Consider the following 24,489-nt stretch of genomic DNA (forward strand, 5'->3'; position numbering starts at 1 on the left):
TGCGCGGGTGGCGGAGAGGACGTCGGCCGGGGATCCAATCCAACCCACGTCAGGGCTGTCCCGTAACTGCCCTGTATCTGCAGCCGGGGTGGGGGGTCGGCAGCCTGGACCTCATCAACGTCAGAGGAAGATGAGTTCGACGCCCTTGTCCACGCAGAAGCGCAGGACGACCGTCAGTTGTTGAGCGTCCTGGATGTGCTGCTGGAGGAGTGGTTCGTCGGGCTCCTCCAGCCATTCGCCGGTGATCGCTTGCAGGCGGGGCAGCATCGCAGCGCAGTCAGGAGCAGAGAGGGCGTCACCACCGACATCCGGGTGATCGAGGAGCGGCTCCAGGGGGGTGGAGACGTCACTCCACGACCGGTCGCCTCCGAAGCCCCGCATCTCCGGGAGGCTGAACCCCTCGGACTGTGCGAGCCGTTCCCGGAACGCGTGGAAGCGGATGCAGGACCATGAGACGTCCGGGCTGCTGTTGTCTCCGTCTCCTGGGAACAGGGTCAGGCCCACGTGGTCCTCCTCGCTCGCGAAGTGGACAGGATCGGCCAGAACGAGCGTCATCGGCAACAGAAATGATCGCCGCGTGGCTGGTGTGATCACGGCGTCGGAGCCGTCTGGCGACGGTTCTGCGGCGCCAGGGTGCGGACGCGGTCCGCAAGGGCCGGCCGGCCTCATCGCGTTCCGACCGGTGCTGGTCAGCCTCAAGGGTCAGTTGTCCCCGAGTGCCAGCTTGATGCCGAAACCGACGAGTAGCGTGCCGGTGATCGCGTCGATCACCCGCTGCACCGAGCCGCGGTTCAGCCACCTGCGGACGAGCTGGGTGCCGAATATCAGCGCGCTGAACCAGACCAGCCCCTCCAGGTCGTGCACGGCCGCCAGGACGACTCCCATCAGCAGGTGCGGGGCTTCGCTGGGGATGAACTGAGGCAGCATCGCCATGTAGAACACGCCGTTCTTCGGGTTCAGCAGGCTGGTGCCCAGCCCACGCGCCCAGGAACGTGCCCACGTCGCCTCCGCGGACGTGACTCCCTCTCCATCCGCCGCATCCCCCGCCGTGCGGCGGCCGCGCTCCTTGATCGTCCGGCGGAGCATGCTGATGCCCAGCCATGCCAGGTACCCGGCACCGGCCACACGCAGCGCGTCGTACAGCAGATGGGATGCCGTGAGCACGGCCGTGGCCCCGGCAGCGGCGACCACGCCCCACACGAGCACGCCGGACAGGATCCCCAGCGCGGTCGCGAAGGCCCGGCGCCTGCCCAGAGTGATGGCGGATCGCAACACCAGCACGGTGTCCAGTCCCGGCATGATGGTGAGCATGCCCGCCACTACGGCGAAGGAGGCGATGGAAGAGGAAACGGTCATGCGGCCATCCTGAATCCGTGGCCACGATCACGTCCAATGCGCTCTGCTTCTCTGCGCATCAGCAGGACTGATACGTGGGCGTTCGGCATGCTCCGCCCCGCGCCACTCGCCACTCGCCACTCGCCACCCGTCGCCCACACCGGCACATCCGCCTTCAGTACTTCCTCGCGCGCGGGGCGTACGAGACGACGGCCTGCTGGCATTGGGGAGCTCTCGGCCCTGGGGCGGAAGTTTCCCGTGCGGGTGAGGATCAGGCCCCGTCGGCGCACCCCCAGCACCACGCCCCACCGCTGACTCCACCGCCGGAACCCGCTGTACCCGTGGGACAGGGCGCCCTGCTCCGTCACCGGCTTTTCAAGACCGATTCCATACAAGCGTATAGCGCCAGAACAGCCGTCGCCGCAACCGTGCACCTGGGAGGACCTTCCCGGCTTCACGGACGATGTCACCAAAGGCCATGTCCGCTGAGCGAGTAGCAGCCGTCATCGAAACGGGCCGAGGCGAGGGTCGACCCTTGTTCTTCAGCCAGCCCATGGCGGCGTTCGCCGGGATGGCGAGGGCACCGAGCAGGTGGTCCGCCGGCGTCCGGGGGCGGGAGAGGCCGACGACCACCAGGGTGCCTCCCGGCGCCAGATGACGGCGGCAACGGGCCAGCGTCTGGGCGAACGGCAGGTGGTGGATCGTGGCGACGCACGTGATCACGTCGTACGAGCCGGCGGGAAACTCGGCTGTCGCATCCACGACGAGGTAAGTGACGGGAAGCGCCGAAGGAGTCAGATTCCGTGCCTGCGCGATGATCACGGGATCGGAATCGACGGCCCGTACAGCGTCGGCCCGTCCGGCCAAGAGCCTCGCAAGATCGCCACTGCCGGAACCGACATCCAGGGCATCGTGGAAACGAGGGGGCAACTGCCGCAGAATCCAGCGATGGTAGTGGGCGTTGTGGTCCCAGGGATAAGTGGCGTTGAACCGTTCAAGAGCCCGCAACACACGCGACGACAAGGTCTTCATCGCCCCAGTCCATCAAACTCCCCGCGGCATGCACTCCCCGGGAACAGTCACCGCGCCCGGCACAACACGGAGGCTCGAGCGAACAAGCACAGATCTCCCTACGGACACGGGGAGAGAATCCCGCGCGGGTACGGAAAGCAGCACGCCGCCCCATAGGAGAGGATCCTCACTGGCAGCAGGCGGCCGCGCGCCAGCAGCTGGGCTTGGATCACCACCAGCCGCCGGCCCACGGCGTCAAGTGGCGGCCACAGCGACGGCACAGACCAGAGCAGCCATGGCTGCAACCACGTGACCGGAACGCGACCATGACCTCGCGGGTACGCGAGGCGTTCCCACCGGGATTGTCAGAAGCGAAGGCAATCTGATCGATCCTGCGCAAGGCTTGCCCCACAGGGAGCCAGGCTCCCGCTCGCAAGACCTAGCCATTGGGGGAAAAGTGAACTGGTACGTCGAAGTTCTCAAGAAGTACGTAGTGTTCAGTGGGCGTGCGCGCCGCAAGGAGCACTGGATGTTCTTCCTGTTCAACATCATCGCGGTGATCGTCGTCGCGACGGTCGACCTCGCGATCGGCACCTTCCCGCTCCTGTACCCGATTTACTTCCTGGCCGTGCTCCTGCCGCACCTGGGTGTGACCGTCCGCCGCCTGCACGACACCGGCCGCTCCGGCTGGTTCATCCTCCTCAGCCTGATTCCCCTCGTGGGCGGCATCATCCTGATCGTCTTCCTCGCCACCGAGAGCGAAGAGCGCCCGAACGCCTACGGACCGAACCCGAAGGCGGCCGCGGCCTACTGACGGTCCGTGTCCCCGCGCCGAAGCCCCGAAAGGTCGCCTTCCTGGGGTTTCGGCGCAACGAGAGAGCCCACAGCAAGTGACGGGCGGAGGCGTGCGCCGTCGAAGTTCACCTGGCCGCACTGGGACCAACCCACGCGAGCGCAGAGTCACTCCCCCGTTGCCGGCGGAGGAGTCCACACCTGCGGCAGGTAGGGCCGTTGATGCCGCCGGGCAGCGCTACTACGCGCCAGTGGCAGGCCACACCATCGGCGCCGCAACTGGCATCCTGGCACGGGGCGGAAACGCTCAGCGCGCGTCGAATGCCGCCTGCAGCGCCTTCGCCGTGGGAGCGATGACAACCGCGCCCCTCTGAAGCTCTGGAGAGAGGTGCCGACGGTCCTCCTCATGGAAGATCAGTGCCCCACCGCTTTGAGGGACGATCGAGGCTCCGAGGGCTGCCCCCAGCCGGGCAAGCACGCCGAGCATCGCGCCACGGGCAAAGTGCGTCGCTGTCACGCACGGCATCCCATGTTCGCCATGGGCCTCGTGGTAGACATCCGCTTCTCCCCCGTCCTCCGCGCGGAGCTGGGAGAAGCCTTCCTCCGGACCGCCCGCCACGACGTACGGCTCCGTCATCTGCCGGAACCGTTCGGTGTCCAACCCGACGACCTCACCGTCGACGAATCGGAGCAGGAAGATGCTGTAACTCACGGACCCACTCTGTCATCGTGGTGATCCGCCGGACAGAGCCTGGGCCCGGTCGGGCTGTACCTCGCCTGGCAAGGACGTCTTGTCACATCGACGGTGGACGAGTTCGTCCGTCTCCTGGGGCGCCCGCCGGCCCTTGCCCCCGCTGCGTGCCGCCTTCCGGGAGGCGCTCGCTGCACCAGTGGCCCCCGAGCTGCCCCGGTCCAGCCGTACTCGCCATGTGGCCGCGGGGTCGCGTGAGGCGACGGGTCGCTACACCTTGTTGAAGAGGATCTTGTGCTTGCCCGAGAAGAGGGGGTCGGCCCGGATGAGCTTGGCCTGGACGCTTGCGCCCAGGTCGAGCTTGGCGCCGGACGTGATCCTGCCCATCACGGCGGGTTCCGCCAGGTGCACGGTGCCCTCCTTCGGCTTGCCGTCCTCCGCGTCGGTGTTGATGACCGTACCGCCGAAGACCTCGTCCACCCTGTTCTTCAGCACCGCGGCCTCCACCAGGTCCACCGCGCGCCGGTCCGCCACTCTCCCCTTCCCCCGCGCCATGTCGCACGGCAGGCAGTTCAGGGCGTCGAGCACCCAGCTCGGCGGGGCCTGGTCGGCGCACGCGGCCACGCACAGCTCACCGGTGTACCGGTCGATCAGGCGCCGCAGCGGGGCAGTGCAGTGGGCGTAAGGGGCCGCGATCGCCGCGTGGCCCGTGTGCTCGGGGATGTGGTTGTCGCGGAAGGTGGTGTACTCCGCCTTGAGCAACATGGCCGTGGCCTCACTGAGGAAGGCCATGTGCTTCTGGTCGGCCGGATTCAGGGAGTTGGCCAGCGCGGCGTACGAGACGCCGGGCTTCCAGTCGATTCCCAGCAGCTTCGCGACGTCGTGCACGCGCTGGACCACCTGCGGGTCGGTCTGCTCCTGCTGGGTTCGCAGGATCCCCGTACCGCTGTCCAGCATGATCCGTGCCGCGGCCATTCCGGTCATGAGGGAGATCTGCTCGTTCCAGCCTTCCACGGGCAGCGTTGCCACGTACCTCAGCCGGAACGTTCCGTCCTCCAGGGTGACCTCCTGGTCCGGCAGGTTCACCGAGATCCCGCCCCGCGCGGCCTCGACGGCCTCCCGCAGTTTGCCGATCTCGCGCAGCAGGGCGACGGACTCCTCGGCCGTACCGGCGTCGATGTCCTGCTGGACGCCCTCGTAATTGAGCTTGGCCCGGCTGCGGACCTTGGCCCTGCTCACGGTCGAGTCGGTCACGTTGCCGTCGGCGTCGAGGTCGTGCTGCCACAGGAGAGCGGGGACGACCTGGTCCGGGAGCAGGCTGGCCGGCCCCTCGGAGATCGAGGGCGGGTGCAGGGGCACCTTGAGATCGGGGAAGTACAGCGTCTCGATCCGGTCGTGGGCCTCCGCGTCGAGCGGGCTCCCGGCCTTCACGAAGGCCGCCACGTCGGCGATGGCGTAGTGCACGCGGTACCCGCCGCCGGGCCGCCGCTCCAGATACATGGCCTGGTCGAGGTCCTTCGAGGCCGGCGGGTCGATGGTGAACAACGGCAGGTGGGTGGCGTCCTTGTCGGGCAGCTGGAGCGCGGCTTTGGCGGCCTCCGCCGCTTCGAGCACATGTGCGGGAAATTCCGTGGTGGCCTTCAACTCCGCCCGGAGCTGCTGCAGCGCCTGGAGCAGGGCGTCCTGGGCCTCGCGGGACATGTGCATCTGGGGGCGTCGCATGTGCCGAGCGTAGGGCAGCGACCACGCAGCGGCACGGGGAGAGGGGCCGGGCGGGTGGAGTAGGCGGACGCCCTTGGATGACGAGCAGGCATGGAGAGGCTTGGGTGGGATGGCCGGACGAGGCCTCACAGCCCATGCCCTTGCGAACAGGCCCACTCCCCCGGATCGGGGAGCAGCTCTCCATCAGTGCGCCCAGGGCAGTCGCACCGCCTCGATCTCGACGTCGTCCAGCAAGGCCTTGATCAGGGCTGGGGGCCCTGCGACTTTGGTGGCCCACAGGTCGTAGTCGGTGCACAGGACCCAGGAACGGTCATCGGCCCAGAGGTTGGACGGGCTGAAGTCGGCCTCGGCGTGGTCGTAGAGGATCTCGGCATCGCCCAGCCGACCCGCACGCACGTGCGGGCTGTCGAAGTCCGTCGCTCCGAGCATCAGCGGGTTGTAGTAGGCCAGGCACCAGGTTTCAGGGCCCGTCGGGCTGTACTGAGTGAGGATGGCGACCAGCCGGTTCCAGGTCTCGCGGTCCAGGCTCCCCTCGGTCGGCGCGACCATGCCGAGGGGCCAGCTGCCTTCCTTCTTGGCCGAAGGAAAGCAACGGTAGGAGGGCAGCAGCCCGTCCGGCACGACCGGGTCGCCGGTCCTCCCGGCCAGCTCGGCCCAGCGCAGCCGTCGCCAGCCGGGGCCCGGATGCCGGGAACGGCCCAGCCCTCCACCCGTGACCACACCCACGGCATCGAGGTCGATGCCGGCGACGACACGGGGCGAGGCGCTCCCGTCTGCCAGACGTGCCTGGCGGTACTCGTGGTACGACACATCAGCAGGCCCCTGCTCGTGCTCGTACATGGCGTTCAGCACCCACACCGCGTCGGGCATCGCCGGTGGCATGAATCCGGTGATGCCGTCGCCGCACAGCTCCAGCAGCCAGTCGGCCGCCCCGGACGGCACGAGCGGCCACAGGCTGGACAGCAGGTTCGGCTCCTCGGGCATGCGCTCATACTCCCAGGCCCGAACCTGCCCCTCCCGCGAGGGGCGACAAGCCGACTTCCTTGCAGATTTTCCGTGTACGTAACCGGGGGGCGAGGTGCGGCTCAAGAACCGGCGAGCCGACCAACGGGAAGGAATCCATGCCCACACACGGTGGTCAGTCCCACTGCTGGGCGGTGAGGGACTCGACCGGCTGCGGCTTGCCGATCACCGCCAGCGCGATGAAGAAGTTGATCTGACCGATCGCGATCGTCAGCGTGGCCAGCGCCTTCTCGTCGTAGTGCCGCGCCGCCTCCGCGTACACCTCGTCCGTCACGCGCTCACGACCGTGCGGGGCGGGCTGCAGCGTCGCCTCCACCAGTGCGAGAGCCGCCCGCTCGGCAGGCGTGAAGTACGGAGCGTCCTGCCAGGACGCGACCGCCGTGATCCGCTCCTCCGACTCCCCCGCCTTCCGCAGGAAGCTCGTGTTCAAGACGGTCAGGTACGTGTTGTGCACGATCTGCCCCGCCCGCAGGTGCACCAGGTTGATCGTCGTGCGCGGAACGGACTTGTTACCGGTCGCACGGAAAAGCGCGGCACTGACATCGGCCAGCTCGGGCACGAACTCGCCAGGGTTCGGCATGCGGGAGATCGAAGCAGCAGCGTTGTTCGACATAGCGGGGTTCTCCATCGTCCGGTCGATCCGTGGCACCGGCGCTCTCGCCGGCGTCTTCACAGCACTGACGGAACCGCGGACGGGAATGTGACAGACCCCGAGGAAGAACTCTGCCGCCCCTCGCATGAGGCGCTGGAGGTGTTCCAAGGAAGTGATCTCGGGGTGGCCCGATGGACAGTCGAGCACGAGCACGAGCACGAGCCCGAGGCCGGGTCCCCCCGGGTTCTCGGCCGGTTCTTGCCGGGCAGTATCCAGGATGCGGGAACCGAAGCACCCCCATGGCCCACTGCGGTGATGGGTCCGCATGGTCGTTCATGGTGGTTGTGCCGTCGTACGAGTAGGCCCGCCCGGGGTGTCTGATCCGAGCGGGCCTCCTCCTCACATGACGGACGGTGCGAGGGTACGAGCAGGTGTCGCTCTCACCCGCACAACGCCACCTCCTGCCATTCCTTCAGCGCGCCGTCGATCGGGTGAGGCTGCGGATTCCCCTGCCCGTCCGGCTTGCTCCACCTCATCAGGTTGAGCGCCATCGACATCTGGCGGCCGCCGTCGGCGCGGGTCATGGACATCGTTCCGGCGCCCCAGACGGTCCCCCCGTTGCCCCAGAACGTGCCGCAGCCCGGGATGTCGATCTTCTCCAGGCCCAGACCGTAGGCGGACGTCGAGCCGTCCAGCTCGATCACGGGAGTCGTGCGCTGCATCTCCGCCAGCGACGCGCGGCTCACGATCTGTCCGTCGAGCAGTTTGCCGAAGAACCGGTTGAGGTCGTCCATGGTGGACACCAGGTCGGCCGTGCCGGCCACCCATGACATGTTGTAGACGCTGTAGTCACGCGGCGGGTCGATCAGGCCCCACAGCGACTCGTACATCCGGGCGTGCGGTCCCTTGATCTGCGTACCCGTCGGGAAGTAGGTGTGCTTCAGGCCCGCCCGCAGGATCACGTTCCTCGTCATGTAGTCCTCGGCCCGCTCACCGGTCACCTTCTCCAACAGCTGACACAGGATGAGGTAGTTGGTGTTCGAGTACACCCCGGGCGCGGCGCCCGGCTCGGCCGCCGGGGGTGCCGACACGCCCAGTTCGATCAGCTCGGCCCGGCTGAACTGCCGGAACCGGTTGTCGTCCAGGCTCTTCGGCGAGGGCACCTGGAGCGACGGGAAGGCGTACCGGATGTAGTCGGGGATGCCGCTGGTGTGGTTCAGCAGCATGCGGATCGTGATCTTCCGGCCGCGTTCGCCCGGAACCAGGTCGGGGAGGTAGTCGGCGATCGGCGCGTCCAGGCGGATCCTGCCCTGTTCCGCCTGCTGCAGGATCGCCGCCGCCGTGAGGGTCTTGGTGATGCTGCCCACGCGCTGCAGCATGTCCGGGGTGACCGGGCGGCCGGTGGCCACATCCGCGGCCCCCGACGCACCGCGCCAGAACCGGTGGCCGGAGTCCCGTACCTCCGCGAACACGCCTGGTACGCCCGCCTCATGGACGCCCTCCAGGGCGGACCGCAAGGAAGCCGCCCGGTCCGAGGTGCTCTGCGGCGGCGCCGCCTCGTCCGAGGTGCTCTGCGGCGGCGCCGCCTCGTCCGAGGTCGTGTGTGGTCCAGCCGCCTCGTCCGCGATGCTGTGCGGCGGCGCCGCCGCCGCCAACGTCCCCGCCCCGAGGGTCAGCGCGGCCATGCCACCGCACAGGGCCATTCGGATCTTCATCACTGTCGTCCCTTCGTCCTCATCAGTCGGTCAGCGTCAGCGCGCGCCGCAGCGCGTCCGCGATCGCCGCCATCTGGCGCTGCGAGACCTCGGCGGAGAGAATCGCCTGCGAGCCGTGGAAGGTGCCCGGCCACTGGTGCAGTTCCACCGACACCCCCGCCTGAAGGAGCCGCAGCGCGTACGCGATGTCGTCGTCGCGGTTCGGGTCGTACTCCGCCGTGGCGATGTAGGCCGGCGGCAGCCCCGACAGGTCCTCCGCGCGCCCGGCCGCCGCGTACGGCGTCGCGGTCGCCGAGCCCAGGTAGTGGCGCCACGACTGGGTGGCGATGTCCCGCGTGACCCAGGGCGTCTCCGTGAAGTTCCGCTGCGACCAGGTCTCCTGGCGGTCGTCGAGCTGGGCCTCGTTGAGCAGCTGGAAGCGGATCCGCGGGCCCTGCTCGTCCCGTGCCCGCAGGGCCACGGCGGCCGCGAGGCCTCCGCCCGCGCTGTGCCCGGCGACCGCGAGCCGTTCGGGGTCGAATCCGAGTTCGGCGGCGTGTCCGGCAGCCCAGAGCAGCACCGCGTACACGTCGTCCAGCGCGGCTGGGAACGGGTCCTCGGGGGCCGTCCGGTAGCTCACGGAGATCACCACCGCGCCGGACCCCTGGGCCACCCGGGCGGCCCAGGCGTGCTCGGTGTCCACGTCGCCGACGACGTATCCGCCGCCGTGGAGCCAGATGACCGCGCCGCACGCCGCGCGCGGACGGTAGATCCGTACCGGCACGTCGGGATCGGCGGGCACCAGGCGGTCCTCGATCTCGAGGTCCGTGGTGTCCGGGGCGGGCCTGGCGGTCGCCAGTGCGGCGTACTGCTTGCGTTCGGCGACCGGGTCGGTCAGGTCCGCCTTGGGGAACAGGGGGACGAATGCTTGGAGTTCGGGATCCATGACGGCCATCCTGGCGGGCGCCCGTCGGCGAATCATCCGCCATCCGTCGCGCAAACCAGTCCGATCGCGCGCCACCCGGCGCGCACGCGTCCGTCCCCCCGTACGAGCGGGCCGAGGTCCCTCCTCAGGGTCGCCGGCTCGCGGGGCTGTCCCCGCGCGGGCGAGGCGTCGATCCGGTTCGTGCCGTTCCGCAGGGCGGGGAGCAGTCAGCCGCTGCGCTTGCTGCAGGCGGGTGACCTGCTTCGTGATGAGCACGGGCGGAAAGGCACGTACATCGCGGCCGGCGATCGACAGTTTGCTGAAGGTCACCACCGTGCTCCCGGCCCGCACCACGGTGCACTCGACCACAGACAGGCCCGGCTTGACCGGGGCGGCGATCTCGAAACGTACCGCCTCCTCACCGACCCTCGGGGCGGCGAGAACAGTGACGGTTCCCCTGTACGAACCGGCCGGGCTCTGCCGCTCGAAGGACCTGCAGGTCTTCAGGCCCTCGCGCACCTTCGCGAACGCCTCCCTGGCACCGGAGCCCTCGTAGGACGCCAGCAGGGAGCTCCCGCCATGGGTGTCGCCCCTCCCGGACAAGGACTCGACCTTCTCGTCGCCCGGCTCGGACCCAAAGGTGGAGGCGGGTTCGCCGACCAGATCCGGGGTGGTCCCGACCGGCAGCGCGGCCTGCACCAGTTCCTCCGCCGTCAGCTGCCTGGCAACCCGGGCAGCGGCAGAGGTTGAGGCCGGTGCTGTGGCTGGGGCTGAGGCCTGGTCTGTGGCCTGGGCCGACGGTGAAGCCGGGGACGAGGCCGAAGCCGCAGCCGGTTCGGATGCCGACGTCTGCGTGGACGACAGTACCTGAGGACCGGCCGGGAGTCCGGCCCGGAGTGTCGTCGTAAGCCTGGGCCTGGTCGGCGAAGTGCGCTCGGCCTGTGACGTGCGTCCTGGCGGCGTGCCGGGGCGGCCGCTCAGAGGTGGCCGTCGAGGAACTGCCGTACCTCGGCGACGGTCATGGGCCCCGCGCCGTGCGCCACCGCCTCTCCCTCCTTCAGCAGCACGTAGGACGGGGCTCCGGTGACCTCGTATCGCTTGGTTGCGGCCGGACAGCGCGTGATGTCGGTGCGGACGACCGTCAGACGACCCATGTACTCCTCGGCGATGCCACCCACGACGAGGTCCATTTCCCGGCAGGGCTCGATTGCCTTCGGCCACGTCCCGGTGAAGTACGCGAGGACCGGGTCACTGCTCATCCCGAGGATGAAATCGAACTCCGCGTCCTCACGGGGTTGGTGAAACCGCTTCGCCATGGAAGCTCCTGATCTCGCGTTCCGTCGTCGACGTCCCTATCTTCCCCCGCTGGACGCACCTGGGTGCGACCGGAGCGAGCGCCCCTACAGCCTCGAACGGCATCGTGAGCATGACCGGAACCGGTGGAAGTTGACGTACTCCCCGCCCTAAAGGGCGCGGATTCCGGCCTGGGTCGTCTGACCCTTTCGGTGGCTTCCTGCTTCAACGCGCTGTGCCGGGACGTTCGCCCTGGTCTTACCTGCGCTCTGCGAGGCGTTTAGCCTGTCCGCCCGTCCGGCGGCCAGGATGTTGCGTGCGGCGTTCACGTCGCGGTCATGGACGGTCCCGCACTCCTGACAGGTCCACTCACGGATGTTCAGGGGCTTGAGGCCGTCCTTGACACCGCAGGCTGAGCAGACCTGAGAGGTCGGCTCGAACCGGCCGGTCTTCCCGAAGTACCGGCCGTGCCTGGCGGCCTTGTACTCCAGCATCGCGACGAACTGCGACCAGCCCGCGTCGTGCACGGACTTCGCCAGGCGAGTACGGGCCAGGCCCTTGACTGCCAGGTCTTCCACATAGATCGCTTGGTTGTCGCGGATCAGGGTTGTGGAGAGCTTGTGCAGCCAGTCCCGCCGCTGGTCCGCCACTCGGGCGTGCCGGCGTGCGACCTCGGCCCGCGCCTTGGCGCGGTTGTTGCTGCCCTTGGCCTTACGGCTCAAGGTCTTCTGCATCTTCTTGAGTTTCTTCTCAGCCCGGCGCAGGAACCTGGGACTGTCCACCTTGGTGCCGTCGCAGAGGACCGCGAAGTGTCCGAGGCCGAGGTCGATGCCGGTCTCGGTTCCCAGCTCGGGCAGCACCTCGGGGTCGGTGTCCACGACGAAGCTCATGAAGTACCGGTCCGATGAGTCCTTGACCAGAGTCATGGAGGTCGGGGTGGCGGGGAGGGAACGAGACCACTTCACGCGGACGTTGCCGACCTTGGCGACATACACCGTTTTGTTGTCCTGGAGAGAGAACGCGTTGGTGTTGAAGCGGATGGACTGCCGGGTGTCCTTCTTGGACTTGAAGCGGGGAGCGCCCATCCTGGGCCGCTTGCCCTTGAGGCCGTCGAAGAAATTCTTGTATGCGGTGTCCAGGTCCCGAAGGGACTGCTGGAGGATCACCGACGACACGTCGGCGAGCCACGCCCGTTCCTCGGTGCGTTTGGCCTGCGTGATGTGCAGCTTCGACAGCTCTGCCGACTTCACGAACGGCAGACCGGCCTCGTACGCCTCTTTCCGGGCGCGCAGGCAGTCGTTCCACACCACGCGGGCGCACCCGAACGCCCGGGCCAGCGCACGGCGCTGAGTGGCGTCCGGATAGACCCGGTAGGAGTAGCGAAGCTGCACAACCGCGATCATAGGAGGTTGCTCTCACGGCTACGACCGATGAGTGAGTTCCGCCGTGGCAGACATGTGGTCCCGGCGATGCACGTCCACCTGGTCTTCGTGACGAAGTACCGGCGCGGAGTGTTCAACGACGAGATGCTGACACGGGTCGAAGACATCACGCGAAAGGTGTACGTCGACTTCGAAGCAGAGCTGAAGGAGTTCAACGGCGAACGCGACCACGTGCACCTCCTGGTGCACTTCCCGCCCAAGGTCGCGATCATCCGCCAGTACATCGAGCAGCAAAAACGTCCGCTGTGATCTGCGGGTCAGAGCAGTGATGAGATGCATTCATCCCCGGCCTGAAGGCCGGGGTTTTCCGCAAGAGTCCCGGTAAATCCGTCGACAGTCCCCTCGGCACCCGGGAGAGTGGCTGCCCGTGACGAGCAGCGAACTGTGGACCCGTGCGACCGCCGACCGCTACGACGCCGAGGAGACCGAGATGTCCTCGGCCGCCGTTCTCGGACCGACTCTCGCGTTCCTCTCCGACCTCGCCGGAGACGGCCGGGCGCTGGAGTTCGCCATCGGGACCGGACGCGTGGGCGTCCCGCTCCGGGAACGCGGCGTGCCGGTCGCGGGCATCGAACTGTCCGAGCACATGGCGGCGGTGCTGCGGCGCAAGGTCGACGAGGAGACTCTCCCGGTCGCCATCGGGGACATGGCCACCACCGTCGTCCCCGGCCGGTTCTCCCTCGTCTATCTCGTCTACAACACCATCACGAACCTGCTCACCCAGGACGAGCAGGTCGAGTGCTTCCGGAATGCCGCACGTCATCTGGAACCCGGCGGCCGATTCGTCATCGAGCTGGGCGTGCCGCCCCTACGGTTCCTGCCGCCCGGCCAGGTCGCGGTGCCGTTCGACGTCTCCGAGCGGCATCTCGGCTTCGACACCTTCGACCTCGTCGAGCAGATTCTCGTCTCGCACCACTTCACCCTCGACAGCAAGGGCGAGGGTGAGGGTGACGACGGCCGCTACCGCCGCGGCGCCTCCCGGCACCGGTACGCCTGGCCGGCAGAGCTCGACCTGATGGCACGGATCGCCGGGCTCGAGCTCGAGCGTCGCGTGGCGGACTGGGAGGGGGCGCCGTTCACCCAGGACTCCGCGAAGCACATCTCCGTGTGGCGCAAGCCGGCCTGAGTCCGGCAGCGGATGTGCAGGCCGAGACCGGAGCCCATGGGCCCACCGGGGAGGGCGGGTCAGCTGGGTGACGTTGTTGTCGCTGCCGCTGGTCAAGGTGGCGGCGCGTGGGATGTTCGCGTCACCGATGCTCCGGTGCACCAGCCCTCCTGCGAGGCCCTCACTGCACGTACGCTGCGATCATGAACGACCCCGTCCTCACCGCCCGCGAACTCGTGCGGGACCGATTCCCCTCCGCCCGGGCGGCCTTCCTTGCCGGCAGCGTGCTGACCGACCGCCGGACGCCCACCTCCGATCTGGACCTTGTGGTCCTCCTGGACGGGCCGCCCGCGCCGTACCGGGAGAACCTCCTCTACGGCGGCTGGCCGGTGGAGCTGTTCGTGCAGACGGAGGCCGCGTGGCACGGCTTCGTCGACCAGGAGACCGCGAAGCGGAGATCGCCCCTGCTCGCCATGTGCGCTGACGGCATGCTCCTGGTGGACGCCGACGGCCTGGGTGCCGCGCTCCAGGCCGAGGCACGCAAGCGCTGGGCCGCGGGCCCACTGCCGCTCTCGGACCATGAGCGTGACTACCAGCGGTACATCCTGACCGACCTGCTCGACGACCTGCGTGGCTGCCCGGACCCCGCGGAGCGGGTGTACGTGGTCTCACACATCCTCCAGCGCGCCTCGGAACTGGCTCTGCTGATCGGCGGGCATTGGCTCGGTGGGGGCAAGTGGCTGTCACGTCGGCTGGCCAAGGCCGAGCCCGCGCTGCACCGCGCGCTGTCCGAAGCCGCCCCGCAGGCGATCGCCGGGGACACGCAGGTTTTCACCGCGGCCGTGACAGAAGTACTGGACCTGGCGGGCGGCCCCTTGTGGGACGGGTACGCCATCCGATGACTGACCGTTCAGTATCTGGGGATCGGCGCGGCGGAAGCGGAGGGGCGCTTCGCCGCCGACCTGGACGGTTGGAGCACGGCTTCGGCGTCCCGTGCGCTCTCGGTAGCGTGATCGTCTGCCGCATGGAATGACCATGCGCCCGGGCCGGCCCGTACCAGGGCCACCGGCGGAGAGTAGCGAGGCTGCAATGAGTGAACTGAAGAAGCCCGAGATCGAGGTTCCGGAGGGTGACGCTCCCACCGAGCTGACCTTCCGCGACCTGGTCGTCGGGGACGGACCCGAGGCGAAGCCGGGCAGGGTTGTCCAGGTTCACTACGTCGGGGTCACCTTCGAGTCCGGAAAGGAGTTCGACGCCTCCTGGGACCGGGGCCAGCCGTTCAAGTTCGCCGTGGGCGGCGGCAGGGTCATCAAGGGGTGGGATCGAGGCATCAGGGGAATGAAGGTCGGCGGCCGGCGCGAGATCATCGTTCCCCCGCGCCTCGGCTACGGCAAGCAGTCCCCCTCGTCGTTGATCCCGCCGGGCTCGACGCTGATCTTCGTGGTGGACCTGCTCTCGGTGGTCTGAGGCGGGCCTGGGCCTGCAGCAGACCGCCTCCGGCTCCGGCTCCGGCTCCGGCTCCGGCGGACACATCCCCCGTACGACACGGCCCCGTCGCTCCGGGCTCGTGAAGCGGTCGGTGGTCACCCGATCGTTCCGGGCATGGATCATCGGGCCCTGGAAGGGTGGTGATTCCTACGGTGAAGACATCAGAGGGAAGGACACGCACCCGTGCTGGAGCAGCTCAACCAGGCGCTCGACCACATCGAGCGCTGCCTCGAAGCGGAGGCGGGCCGGGAGGTCGACGTCGCCGAGACCGCCCGGATCGCGATGACGTCGGAGTACCACTTCCGACGCCTGTTCTCGGCGCTCGCGGGGATGCCGCTCTCCGTGTACGTACGGCGCCGGCGCATGACGCTGGCCGGGGCCGAGGTACTGGGCGGGGAGCGGACGCTGCTCGACGTGGCCGTGCGGTACGGGTACGGCTCGGGCGAGGCGTTCGCCCGGGCGTTCCGGTCGGTGCACGGCATCGGACCGGGCGAGGCCCGGCGCACGGGTGCGACGCTCACGGCGCAGCCGCGCATGTCCTTCCGTGTCGTCGTCGAAGGGAGTACGACCATGCGGTACCGGATCGTGGAGAAGGAAGCGTTTCGGGTCGTCGGCAGGAAAGCGCGGGTCCCGCTCGTGCACGAGGGCGTCAACGCGGCGGCCGCGGCTCATGTGCAGAGCCTGGACGAGCAGGCGATCATACGGATGAAGGAGCTGGCCGACGGGGAACCGAAGGGGGTCCTGTCGGCGGTGGTGCACCTGACCGACAGCCGGGAGGAGGGCGCCGAGGTGGACTACTGGATCGGTGTGGTCGCCGGCACGGAGGCAGCCTCGGAGGAGCTCGACGCCCTCGACGTTCCCGCCGGGACCTGGGCGGTCTTCGACAACCACGGTCCCTATCCCAGCGCCCTGCAGGAGCTGTGGCGGGACGTGTTCACCCAGTGGTTCCCCTCCAACCCGTACGCGAGCCGGCCCGGTCCGGAGCTGCTGCGGACGCAGCCGGTGGAGATCGGCGCGGAGACCGATTCCCAGCTGTGGATCCCGGTCGAGCGGATCAGCGGTGAGGCCGGGGCCTGACCTACCGGCACCTGGGTGGCGACTTCGACCGGAAGGCGCCACCCAGGTCCACGCTGAATCCCGAGCACGAGCACGAGCGGGCGCACGAGCACGAGCAGGCGCACGCGCACGATCGAGCGGACGAGCAGGCGCACGCGCACGTCCGAGCGCACGAGCAGGCGCACGCCCGCGGACGCCGGCGCCGGACGGTGCGCGCCGAGCCCAGTGGCGGGTCAGGCCAGGCCGTCCCAGCCCCAGCGCGGGGTGGGCCCGGGGTCGCCGAGGTCCGTCCCCGGGGCCGAGGCCGAGACGTCCTTCGCGATCCGCGTGCCCCAGTCGAAGTACTCCAGCACCCGGCGACGCAGCAGGGCGTCGTCCGGCAGCTCCTTCTCCACGGCCGCCGCCATCAGCTCCATCCAGCGCAGCCGCTGTTCCTCCGTGATCCCGAGCCCGAGATGGGCACGGAGCAGGGCCTGGTGCCCGCCGAGCTCCGCCGTGAACTCGGCCGGTCCCGAGAACACCTCGGCCAGCCACACGGCCACGTGCTCCACATGGGTGGCGGTGAAGTCGGCGAAGACGGGCGCGAGGAGCGGGTCCGCCAGGACCGCCTCGTAAAACGTCCCGGAGAGCCGGCGCAGCGCGTCGGCACCGCCCACAGCCTCGTACAGAGTGTTGGTGTGCTCGGCACTCATGGAAGCCCTCCAGTGATCCAGGTTGCGTCCTCCCCACCTTCACACAACACGGCCCGGATCCCGGCATGTTCGCTCTCGGCGCGACGGGGCGCCCAGGCTCCCGCACACGTGTCGCGGGCCGGACGCGAGCCCGTCGCAGGCCGGGCGACGAACCCGTCGCGCGGTGGGCACGAGCCCGTGCGAGTGTCGGGGGCCGTCGGAGTGAGCCATCCGGCCGCATCCCGCCGGGGCTCGGTGAGGGCGCGGCAGAAGGCGGCGCACTGCGGCTGAGGCCGGGCGGGCGGACACTGGTGGAGAGGGAGAGCGGAAGACGGAGGCGGAGCCTGAGGCTGAGGCTGAGCCTGCGGCTGAGGCTGAGGCTGAGGCTGAGCCTGAGGCTGAGGCGGCGAGGAGGTACGCGGGTGCGCCCTGTCGTGGCGGCAGACGTTTGCCGGGTCTTCACGCGGAAGACCTTCCAGGTTGACATGCCCACTTCTAGCCTGCCGGTTGCACCGCTCCCGTAGTCATCACCCTCAACCGGAGGTAGTCGTGTCCGGCGCGCCCAGAAAACGCCGCACCGCCCTTCTGTCCGCCCTCGGCCTCGCGGCCGCGTCGATCGGCCTGTGGGCCGGTTTCGGCGGCACGTCGCAGGCCCAGGCCGCGGCGACCGTACCCACCCCCGACCACGTCGTCGTCGTGGTCTTCGAGAACCACGCGTACAGCCAGATCATCGGCAGCTCCAGCGCTCCGTACATCAACTCGCTGAAGACCGGCGGCGCCAACCTCACCCAGTCGTACGCCGAGACCCACCCCAGCCAGCCCAACTACTTCGCGCTGTTCTCCGGCTCCACCCAGGGCATCACGGACGACAGCTGCTACACGCCCGGCTTCTCGTCCGCGCCCAACCTGGCCTCCGAGCTGATCGCCGCGGGCAAGACCTGGAAGAGCTACAACGAGACGCTCCCCAGCCAGGGTTCGACCACGTGCAGCAGCGGCAAGTACGCCCGCAAGCACAACCCGTGGTTCGGCTTCTCGAACGTCCCGACCTCGTCGGCGTACACCTTCGCGCAGTTCCCGACGGACTACACCACGCTGCCGCAGGTGTCCTTCGTGGTTCCGAACCTGTGCAGCGACATGCACGACTGTTCCGTCAGCACCGGTGACACCTGGCTGAAGAACAACCTGGGCGCCTACGCGACCTGGGCGAAGACCCACAACAGCCTGCTCGTCGTGACCTTCGACGAGGACAACCGGCTCGCCGGCAACAAGATCGCGACCGTTCTCTACGGCCAGCAGGTGGTCCCGGGCTCGACGTCCGCGACCACGTACAACCACTACAACCTGCTGCGCACGATCGAGGACATGTACGGCACCACGCACGCCGGCCAGGCCGCCAACGCGACCCCGATCACCGGCATCTGGACGCCCTGACGTGTACGTAGCGGACAGTCGCAGCACCCCCGCGACGGCCGCGACGGCCGCCGCCCGGGACCTCGGTCCCGGGCGGCGCGCCGCCGTCGCACCCACCGTGCTCGCGCTCGGCACGGTCAGCCTCGTCACGGACGTGTCCTCGGAGATGGTCACGGCGGTGCTGCCGCTCTACCTGGTCGCCGGGCTCGGCCTCTCGCCGCTCGGCTTCGGCCTGCTCGACGGCGTGTACAACGGTTTCAGCGCGCTCGTACGACTCGTCGGCGGCCATCTCGCCGACCGCGGCGGCCGGCACAAGACGGTCGCGGCACTCGGCTACGGACTCTCCGCACTGTGCAAGCCCCTGCTTCTGGTGGCCGGTTCCCTGCCGCTGATCGGTGCCGTGCTCGCCGCGGACCGCACCGGCAAGGGGTTGCGGACCGCGCCCCGCGATGCCCTGATCTCGCTGGCGTCGCCGCAGGAGACGCGCGGCCGGGCCTTCGGAGTACACCGGGCGATGGACACCGCGGGAGCCCTGATCGGTCCGCTCGTCGCCTTTCTGATTCTTCGTCAGACGGTGGACGGCTACGACGCGGTGTTCACGGTCAGCTTCTGCGTGGCCGCTGTCGGCGTGCTCATCCTGCTGCTCTTCGTACCCTCGCGCCCCCGCCCCCTGGCGGCCCCGGCGTCCGACGGAGCGCCGCGCGCCTCCCTGAAGGCCGCACTGGCCCTGCTCCGGGTGCCCGATGTGCGCCGACTCGCCCTGTGCGCCCTGCTGTTGGGACTCGCGACGGTCAGCGACTCCTTCGTCTACCTGTTGTTGCAGCGGCGGCTCGGCGTCGCCGACCGCTGGTTCGCGCTGCTGCCGATCGGCACCGCCGCCGCCTTCCTGCTGCTCGCCGTCCCGCTGGGCCGGCTCGCCGACCGGATCGGCCGCTGGCGGGTGTTCCTGGGCGGTCACGTCGCCCTGCTGCTCGTGTACGGGGCCCTGCTCAGCGGCTGGCAGAGCCCGGCGCTCCCCTGGCTGGTCCTCACACTCCACGGCGGCTTCTACGCGGCGACCGACGGCGTACTGATGGCCGCGGCGGCCGGATTCGTACCGCCCGAACTCCGTTCGTCCGGGCTGGCGTTGATCCAGACGGGCCAGGCGCTCGCCCGTTTCGGCTGCTCGATCGCCTTCGGCGCGGCGTGGACCGCGTGGGGGGACCGCTGGGCGGTCGGGGCGGCGACGGCCGGGCTCGCGGTGTGCGGGGCGGTGGCGTTCGCGCTACGGCCTGCGGCCGAGGGTCCGGCGTGGGGTACGGGGACGGATGCGACCCCGGGCAGGGGTACGACCCCGGGTGCAGCCGCTACCCCGGGCAGGGGGACGACCCCGGGTGCAGCCACTACCCCGGGCATGGCCAGGACCTCGCCCACCGCCACGAACGCGGACGCGGACGCGGACGCGACCACGAACGCGGACACGGCCACGGCCACGGCCACGGACGCCTGCACGGACACAGACGCGACCACGGACACGCCTTCGGAGGATAAGCCCGCATGACCCCGCTGACCCTGCGCGGCAAACTGCTCGTCCTGCTCGCTGCGCTCGCCGTGCTCGGCGGTGTGGCTGCCGCGTCCCTGCTGCACGCGGCCGACCGGGCCGCCGAGAAGGACCGCCCGCAGGCGGGCGGCCCGGCGATCGGGTCCGGGCGGGTCTCGCTCGCGGCCGGCGCCGACCGCCGTATCGTCTTCCGCAACATGGCCTGGGGCCCGCACCGCGACGAACTGGCCACCGTGCCGGCCGGCGCCCCCGCCGGTCCGCGGACCGCGTCCGGCGTGAAGTGCCTGCGCTTCTACGCGGCCGGCGGCACCGGCATCTGCCTGCAGGCCGTACGCGGCACGGTGGAGGACACATACCGGGCGGTCGTCCTGGACTCCGCGCTCAAGGAGCGGGCCCACTACCCGCTCCCCGGCATCCCGACCCGCGCCCGGGTCTCGCCGTCGGGCCGCCTGGTCGCGTGGACGGTGTTCGTCGGCGGCGACTCGTACGCCAGCGCGACCTTCTCCACGCGTACCGCCGTCCTGGACACCGAGACGGGCCGGCTCACCACGTCCCTGGAGGAATTCCGGGTCGTCAAGGACGGCAAGGACTACCGCGCTGCCGACACCAACTTCTGGGGCGTCACCTTCTCCCGAGACGACCGGCACTTCTACGCCACCATGGCGACCGCAGGGCAGACCTATCTGGTGCGCGGCGACCTGACTGCCCGTACCGTCACGACCGTCCACCAGAACGTCGAGTGCCCGTCCCTCTCCCCCGACGAGACCAAGGTCGTCTACAAGAAGCGGGTCGCGGGCGCGCCCGCCGACGCGCCGTGGCACGAGTACGCCCTGGACCTGGCCACTCTGCGGGAGACCGCGCTCGCGGAGCCCCGCAGCGTCGACGACCAGGCCGTCTGGCTCGACGACCACACGGTCTCCTACTCCCTGCCGGGCGACTACGGCGCCGACCTCTACGCCGTCCCGGCCGACGGCTCGGGCGCCCCGAAGCGCCTGATGACGGCGGCATTGGCACCGGCGTTCCTGGAGTGACGCCCAGATCCCCGGCGGCACCTGTCGACTCACTCCGCCGGTCAGCGGCTCGCCAAGTCCAGCGCGAGCGCCGCCCGCTCGGCCGGGGTGCCGTACGGAGCGTCGTGCCAGGACGCGACCGCGAGTCCGGCGATCCAGACGCGCAGCGGGGACCGTGACAGGAACGCGGCCGGGGTCAAGGTGGTGGACAGCAGCACGTAACCGATGCCGGAGGCGGTGATCGTGGCGGCAAGGAGCCAGCCGACGACGACCGCCCGGCGCCGCAGCAGTGCACCGTGGCGGGAGCTGCACAACCGCTCGGCGTACGCGGTCGCGACAGCGGCGTGTGCCGCCATACGGCGTCCAGGTCTGCGCCGGGCGGGAAGCGGCCGTCGAGTCCGAGCACGACGGTGCCGTGCGTGAAGGCCCAGAAGGAGCGTGCGACGTCGATGTCGCCGTGGGCCGCGTGGGCCGCGTGGGCCGGCGGCGCAGCTGCGCGGTCTTCGAGCCCCTCGGGGAGTGCGGTGCGGGCGATCGGCCGACTGTCGGTGATCCGGTAGAGGTGCGGACGGGCGAGGGCGTGCCGGCGGCAGGCGCGGGCGCACACCAGCAAGGGCGGTTCGACGCCGATCTCCGTCTCGGCGACCTCCAGCTCCTCCACCAACCGGGTCATCCCCTGAACCTGGAGCCCAGCCTCGACAGCGGCCTTGTCGGGGAAGTGCTTGTACAGGAAAGGCGCCCCGGATACGGACAAGCGCTCGGCGATGCGCCGCATCGACAAACGCCTCCGGCCCCTCGGCATCGAGCAGCTCCCGGGCAGCGGCCATGATCTGCTGCGCCCGGTCCGTCACGGCAGACCCGCCGGGCGAGCGCGATCCGAGCGCGCTGTCCGGCCGACCGCGAGGTCTCCACCGCCGTAGCGCCGGCACGTGAGGTGCCGAGGCTCAGTCCCGAGCGGGCCGGAGGAATTCGGCGCCGACGGACCGGGCCGTCTCCTCGACCGCCTCCCGGTTCTGGTCCTCCGCCGTGAACAGGACCATGCCGATGCTGCCCTTGTCGGCCCATATACACATCGCCCGGAGCGTGCCGGTGGCCACCTCGGTGTACCTGAGGCAGCGCATCCAGCCCTGGTACGGGCCGGCCCCGGCGCGCCAGGTGTCGTGGATGATGCCGACCCCGTCCGTGTCCGTGGGCACGAGTCCATTGGCGTCGTACACGTACGACTCGCGCAGCTCGTGGAAGTCCCCGGTCATGACGGCCACGAGGTACTCGGCGGCGGCATCCGGGGCCGCGTCCTGGGCGACGTACACCCGGGCCGCCGACGCCTGCCGATCGCTTTCCGGCACGGCGCCGAACGGATCGAACTCCTCACGAAGGTCGAAGCCCTTCAGGCCCCGGAAGGTGTCGTGGGTGACGATGTCGTAGCGGGGGTACGCGAGGGAGGAGCCGTACGCCGCGACGCCGATCACCAGCAGGAGGGCGAGTCCGGCCCCGGCGAAGGCGTACTCGCGCGGGGTGACGCGGGGCACGGGTGGCAGCTCCGGCGGCCCGAACCCGTCGCCCTCGGCGTCGGCTTCGCCGTCGGGACCGGGAGCTTCGCCGTCCGGACCGGCTTCGCCCGCCTGACCGCCTTCGCCCGCCTGACCGGCCATGCCCGCCGGACCGGCTTCGGTCATGGCCGCGGCCATCCGCTCCGAAGCCCGCGTACGGGCGGCCCTCAGCTGCTTTCGGAGGCTGAGGAAGGGCAGCCCCAGCAGCAGCCCCACCCCTGTGGCCACGCCGTACGGCACCGACGGCAGGACGGTCAGGCGCAGGACGACGAGCAGAGCGACGACAACGCCGACGACGAAGCGGTACTCGAGACCCCGGCGCAGCAGCAGGCGCGACCAGCGGCGGCCGGGGGCGGCGAGGGCGGCGGTCGTCTCGGCGAGGACGGCAAGGCGCAGGTCGCGCGGGGCCGCCGCGGCCCACTGGGCGGCCTGGGCGGCGGCGTCCTGGGGCGTGGGCGCGTCGGCGAAGACGCGGGCCGCGTCGAACGACTGGACCCGGCGCACCGAGGCGCCGTCCCTTGCGCCGGCGGAGACGGAGCTGCCCGCGGTCTCGGCGCGTTGCAGTTCCAGGGAGTGCGGAGCGAGCTCGCGCAGGCGGGCGAGGAGTACGGGACCCCGCGCGTGCCTCCCCGGTCGGTCGATGGCATCGGTGCGGGCGCAGAGTTCCGCGTATCCGGCGAGTAGACCGATGTCGTCCGGAAAGGCGTCCAGGCCCTCGCGGAAGACTCGCTCGGCGGCGTCGTCGTGGTCGTCGTCGTCCTCGACCATGTGGGCTCGGGCGAGAGCGAGGAGGAGCCCGGCGTCGGGCCCGTCGGCGTCAAGGGCGCGCCGCCCGGCCGCTCGCGCTTCGGCCGGACGGCCGGCGGCGACCAGAGCGTCGACCCGCTCTCTCAGGTCGCCACGCACGTGGTCAGCGTCTTCATGACTGTCGTTCAAGAGTCCCCACCCCTGGTGCAGCACGCCGGACGAACGCGGCGGCGAGCGTCACTATCACCCGAACCGGAACCCTCGTCAACCCAGGGATCTACCTTCTGACCTCACGTTTTGCTGCATAACAGGGTGCAATCGGACGTATGGCGGACAGCTGCGCCACGGTGGACGGCACTCGGGGGTACTGAAGTGACACGGGTGGTCGGCAGTCACCGGACTCCGTCGTGCGCAAAGGAATGGATGGGCACAGGCGCCACCGCCGACCTCAGGCGGGCAGCGCCCCGACGGTCGAGCGCCGGTTCAAGATCCCGCCGTCACTTGCGGCCGACGCCCGCGTACATCGCCACGTCCGGGGTCTGCGTCTCCGGCCGCCACGCGGAGCACGACACGACTCCGGGCTCGAGCAGCTCCAGGCCGCCGAAGTAGCGGGCGACTGCGGCGGGGGTGCGCTGTGTGAGCTTCGGGGTGCCGTGCTCGTTCCAGAACGCCACCGCCGCGTCGACGTCGGGCATGTCGGGGTGGGTGACCGTGTGGGACAGGACGAGGTGGCTGCCGGGGGCGAGCGCGTCCAGGAGCCGGCGGACGATCGCGTACGACTCCTCGTCGTCCTCGACGAAGATGACGACCCCGAGCAGCATCAGCGCGACCGGCTGCGAGAGGTCGAGCGTCTTCGCCGCGGCGGCCAGGATCGTGTCGACGTCCCTCAGGTCGGCGTCCAGGTAGTCGGTGCGGCCCTCGGGCGTCCCGACCAGCAGGGCACGGGCGTGCGCGAGGACGAGCGGGTCGTTGTCCACGTACACGACGCGCGCGTCGGGGGCGACGCGCTGGGCGACCTCGTGCGTGTTGTCGGCGCTGGGCAGCCCCGTACCGATGTCCAGGAACTGTCGGATGCCCTGCTGCTCCGCCAGGTACCGCACCGCCCGTCCCAGGAACAGCCGGTCGGCCTTGGCGTACTCCCCGATCCCGGGATGCAGCTCACGGATCTGGTCGCCGGCCTCGCGATCGACCGGGTAATTGTCCTTGCCACCGGTCCAGTAGTTCCATATCCGGGCGGTGTGCGGCCGGGAGGTGTCAATGCGCGATTCGATGTCGGTCACGTCTCCAACGTATCGCAGCGCTCGGGCAACTCCCTTACACCACCGCCCCATTGGCCACACTCACCACCGCTCACGGGTCGGCTCGGACGACCGATCCCGCTTGCCCGTGGTC

22 protein-coding genes and 3 pseudogenes are annotated in these 24,489 nt (G+C 69.9%); 9 read left to right on the forward strand and 16 right to left on the reverse strand.

The annotated features are described in order from the left end of the window. Nucleotides 1-120: 120 nt before the first annotated feature. From ACF07V_RS37430 to ACF07V_RS37440, 3 genes are all read right to left on the reverse strand, one after another. Complete coding sequence (locus ACF07V_RS37430; protein WP_392160436.1) at nt 121-504, reverse strand: hypothetical protein; 384 nt, start codon at nt 502-504, stop codon at nt 121-123. A gap of 198 nt (nt 505-702) precedes the next feature. Beyond that, entirely contained in the window at nt 703-1,356 is a 654-nt protein-coding gene (locus tag ACF07V_RS37435) for a LysE family translocator (RefSeq protein WP_392160438.1), read from the reverse strand. A gap of 354 nt (nt 1,357-1,710) precedes the next feature. After that, nucleotides 1,711-2,367, reverse strand: coding sequence for a class I SAM-dependent methyltransferase (locus tag ACF07V_RS37440; protein WP_392160440.1), 657 nt, complete (start codon nt 2,365-2,367; stop codon nt 1,711-1,713). 436 nt (nt 2,368-2,803) lie between these two features. Between ACF07V_RS37440 and ACF07V_RS37445 the strand changes: the two genes are divergently transcribed. Beyond that, on the forward strand, nt 2,804-3,160 hold the full coding sequence (locus ACF07V_RS37445) for a DUF805 domain-containing protein (RefSeq protein WP_392160441.1): 357 nt from the start codon (nt 2,804-2,806) through the stop codon (nt 3,158-3,160). A 285-nt stretch (nt 3,161-3,445) separates the two neighbouring features. Here ACF07V_RS37445 and ACF07V_RS37450 read toward each other — a convergent pair whose 3' ends face one another. From ACF07V_RS37450 to ACF07V_RS37485, 8 genes are all read right to left on the reverse strand, one after another. Then, nucleotides 3,446-3,850, reverse strand: a complete 405-nt coding sequence (locus ACF07V_RS37450) for a hypothetical protein (RefSeq protein ID WP_392160443.1) — start codon at nt 3,848-3,850, stop codon at nt 3,446-3,448. 249 nt (nt 3,851-4,099) lie between these two features. Continuing rightward, on the reverse strand, nt 4,100-5,551 hold the full coding sequence (locus ACF07V_RS37455) for an RNB domain-containing ribonuclease (protein WP_392160445.1): 1,452 nt from the start codon (nt 5,549-5,551) through the stop codon (nt 4,100-4,102). A gap of 183 nt (nt 5,552-5,734) precedes the next feature. Continuing rightward, on the reverse strand, nt 5,735-6,535 hold the full coding sequence (locus tag ACF07V_RS37460) for a hypothetical protein (protein WP_392160447.1): 801 nt from the start codon (nt 6,533-6,535) through the stop codon (nt 5,735-5,737). A 154-nt stretch (nt 6,536-6,689) separates the two neighbouring features. Then, on the reverse strand, nt 6,690-7,187 hold the full coding sequence (locus tag ACF07V_RS37465) for a carboxymuconolactone decarboxylase family protein (RefSeq protein ID WP_392160522.1): 498 nt from the start codon (nt 7,185-7,187) through the stop codon (nt 6,690-6,692). 419 nt (nt 7,188-7,606) lie between these two features. After that, a complete protein-coding gene (locus ACF07V_RS37470) occupies nt 7,607-8,881 on the reverse strand; it encodes a serine hydrolase domain-containing protein (protein WP_392160449.1) in 1,275 nt (424 codons plus the stop codon). A gap of 22 nt (nt 8,882-8,903) precedes the next feature. Continuing rightward, a complete protein-coding gene (locus tag ACF07V_RS37475; RefSeq protein WP_392160451.1) occupies nt 8,904-9,806 on the reverse strand; it encodes an alpha/beta hydrolase in 903 nt (300 codons plus the stop codon). Nucleotides 9,807-10,762: 956 nt separating this feature from the next. Beyond that, entirely contained in the window at nt 10,763-11,101 is a 339-nt protein-coding gene (locus tag ACF07V_RS37480; protein ID WP_392160453.1) for a thioredoxin family protein, read from the reverse strand. Nucleotides 11,102-11,248: 147 nt separating this feature from the next. Next, complete coding sequence (locus ACF07V_RS37485; RefSeq protein ID WP_392160455.1) at nt 11,249-12,469, reverse strand: RNA-guided endonuclease InsQ/TnpB family protein; 1,221 nt, start codon at nt 12,467-12,469, stop codon at nt 11,249-11,251. Between the two features lie 39 nt (nt 12,470-12,508). Between ACF07V_RS37485 and tnpA the strand changes: the two are divergent. The 5 genes and pseudogenes from tnpA to ACF07V_RS37510 all read left to right on the forward strand — a co-directional run. Then, nucleotides 12,509-12,730: pseudogene (gene tnpA, locus ACF07V_RS37490) on the forward strand (IS200/IS605 family transposase); the annotation flags it as partial. 157 nt (nt 12,731-12,887) lie between these two features. Then, entirely contained in the window at nt 12,888-13,646 is a 759-nt protein-coding gene (locus ACF07V_RS37495) for a class I SAM-dependent DNA methyltransferase (RefSeq protein ID WP_392160457.1), read from the forward strand. Nucleotides 13,647-13,828: 182 nt separating this feature from the next. Then, on the forward strand, nt 13,829-14,527 hold the full coding sequence (locus ACF07V_RS37500) for a nucleotidyltransferase domain-containing protein (RefSeq protein ID WP_392160459.1): 699 nt from the start codon (nt 13,829-13,831) through the stop codon (nt 14,525-14,527). Nucleotides 14,528-14,714: 187 nt separating this feature from the next. Further along, on the forward strand, nt 14,715-15,092 hold the full coding sequence (locus tag ACF07V_RS37505; protein WP_392160461.1) for an FKBP-type peptidyl-prolyl cis-trans isomerase: 378 nt from the start codon (nt 14,715-14,717) through the stop codon (nt 15,090-15,092). A 204-nt stretch (nt 15,093-15,296) separates the two neighbouring features. After that, nucleotides 15,297-16,190 carry a GyrI-like domain-containing protein gene (locus ACF07V_RS37510; RefSeq protein WP_392160463.1) on the forward strand — a complete coding sequence of 298 codons (894 nt, stop codon included), beginning with the start codon at nt 15,297-15,299 and terminating at the stop codon, nt 16,188-16,190. Nucleotides 16,191-16,402: 212 nt separating this feature from the next. On the opposite strand, the gene ACF07V_RS37515 is transcribed toward ACF07V_RS37510, so the two are convergent. After that, nucleotides 16,403-16,861, reverse strand: a complete 459-nt coding sequence (locus ACF07V_RS37515) for a group II truncated hemoglobin (protein ID WP_392160465.1) — start codon at nt 16,859-16,861, stop codon at nt 16,403-16,405. Nucleotides 16,862-17,389: 528 nt separating this feature from the next. Here ACF07V_RS37515 and ACF07V_RS37520 point away from each other — a divergent pair. From ACF07V_RS37520 to ACF07V_RS37530, 3 genes and pseudogenes are all read left to right on the forward strand, one after another. Beyond that, nucleotides 17,390-18,271 carry an alkaline phosphatase family protein gene (locus ACF07V_RS37520; RefSeq protein ID WP_392160467.1) on the forward strand — a complete coding sequence of 294 codons (882 nt, stop codon included), beginning with the start codon at nt 17,390-17,392 and terminating at the stop codon, nt 18,269-18,271. 1 nt (nt 18,272) lies between these two features. Continuing rightward, nucleotides 18,273-19,529: pseudogene (locus ACF07V_RS37525) on the forward strand (MFS transporter); the annotation flags it as partial. A 266-nt stretch (nt 19,530-19,795) separates the two neighbouring features. Beyond that, the gene (locus ACF07V_RS37530; protein ID WP_392160524.1) at nt 19,796-20,821 is read left to right on the forward strand and encodes a TolB-like translocation protein; all 1,026 of its coding nucleotides are present in this window, start codon (nt 19,796-19,798) and stop codon (nt 20,819-20,821) included. A 41-nt stretch (nt 20,822-20,862) separates the two neighbouring features. On the opposite strand, the gene ACF07V_RS37535 is transcribed toward ACF07V_RS37530, so the two are convergent. The 4 genes and pseudogenes from ACF07V_RS37535 to ACF07V_RS37550 all read right to left on the reverse strand — a co-directional run bounded on the left by ACF07V_RS37535 (nt 20,863) and on the right by ACF07V_RS37550 (nt 24,377). Continuing rightward, nucleotides 20,863-21,156, reverse strand: a complete 294-nt coding sequence (locus ACF07V_RS37535; RefSeq protein WP_392160530.1) for a hypothetical protein — start codon at nt 21,154-21,156, stop codon at nt 20,863-20,865. Continuing rightward, a pseudogene (locus ACF07V_RS37540) lies at nt 21,150-21,627 on the reverse strand (TetR/AcrR family transcriptional regulator); the annotation flags it as partial. The gene ACF07V_RS37535 and the pseudogene ACF07V_RS37540, both read right to left, overlap by 7 nt. Before the next feature lie 117 nt (nt 21,628-21,744). Next, a complete protein-coding gene (locus ACF07V_RS37545; RefSeq protein WP_392160468.1) occupies nt 21,745-23,256 on the reverse strand; it encodes a hypothetical protein in 1,512 nt (503 codons plus the stop codon). 338 nt (nt 23,257-23,594) lie between these two features. Beyond that, nucleotides 23,595-24,377: an SAM-dependent methyltransferase gene (locus tag ACF07V_RS37550; RefSeq protein ID WP_392160470.1), complete on the reverse strand. Its 783-nt coding sequence runs from the start codon at nt 24,375-24,377 to the stop codon at nt 23,595-23,597. Nucleotides 24,378-24,489 lie beyond the last annotated feature (112 nt).

This window comes from Streptomyces sp. NPDC015661, assembly GCF_043077765.1.
Lineage (GTDB): Bacteria > Actinomycetota > Actinomycetes > Streptomycetales > Streptomycetaceae > Streptomyces.

Bases quoted from the DNA above. Each gene is read 5' to 3' on its own strand.
- ACF07V_RS37435 (WP_392160438.1), bottom strand. From the start codon at position 1,356: ATGACCGTTTCCTCTTCCATCGCCTCCTTCGCCGTAGTGGCGGGCATG.
- ACF07V_RS37440 (WP_392160440.1), bottom strand. From the start codon at position 2,367: ATGAAGACCTTGTCGTCGCGTGTGTTGCGGGCTCTTGAACGGTTCAAC.
- ACF07V_RS37455 (WP_392160445.1), bottom strand. From the start codon at position 5,551: ATGCGACGCCCCCAGATGCACATGTCCCGCGAGGCCCAGGACGCCCTG.
- ACF07V_RS37460 (WP_392160447.1), bottom strand. From the start codon at position 6,535: ATGCCCGAGGAGCCGAACCTGCTGTCCAGCCTGTGGCCGCTCGTGCCG.
- ACF07V_RS37465 (WP_392160522.1), bottom strand. From the start codon at position 7,187: ATGTCGAACAACGCTGCTGCTTCGATCTCCCGCATGCCGAACCCTGGC.
- ACF07V_RS37470 (WP_392160449.1), bottom strand. From the start codon at position 8,881: ATGAAGATCCGAATGGCCCTGTGCGGTGGCATGGCCGCGCTGACCCTC.
- ACF07V_RS37475 (WP_392160451.1), bottom strand. From the start codon at position 9,806: ATGGATCCCGAACTCCAAGCATTCGTCCCCCTGTTCCCCAAGGCGGAC.
- ACF07V_RS37480 (WP_392160453.1), bottom strand. From the start codon at position 11,101: ATGGCGAAGCGGTTTCACCAACCCCGTGAGGACGCGGAGTTCGATTTC.
- ACF07V_RS37500 (WP_392160459.1), top strand. From the start codon at position 13,829: ATGAACGACCCCGTCCTCACCGCCCGCGAACTCGTGCGGGACCGATTC.
- ACF07V_RS37505 (WP_392160461.1), top strand. From the start codon at position 14,715: ATGAGTGAACTGAAGAAGCCCGAGATCGAGGTTCCGGAGGGTGACGCT.
- ACF07V_RS37515 (WP_392160465.1), bottom strand. From the start codon at position 16,861: ATGAGTGCCGAGCACACCAACACTCTGTACGAGGCTGTGGGCGGTGCC.
- ACF07V_RS37535 (WP_392160530.1), bottom strand. From the start codon at position 21,156: ATGGCGGCACACGCCGCTGTCGCGACCGCGTACGCCGAGCGGTTGTGC.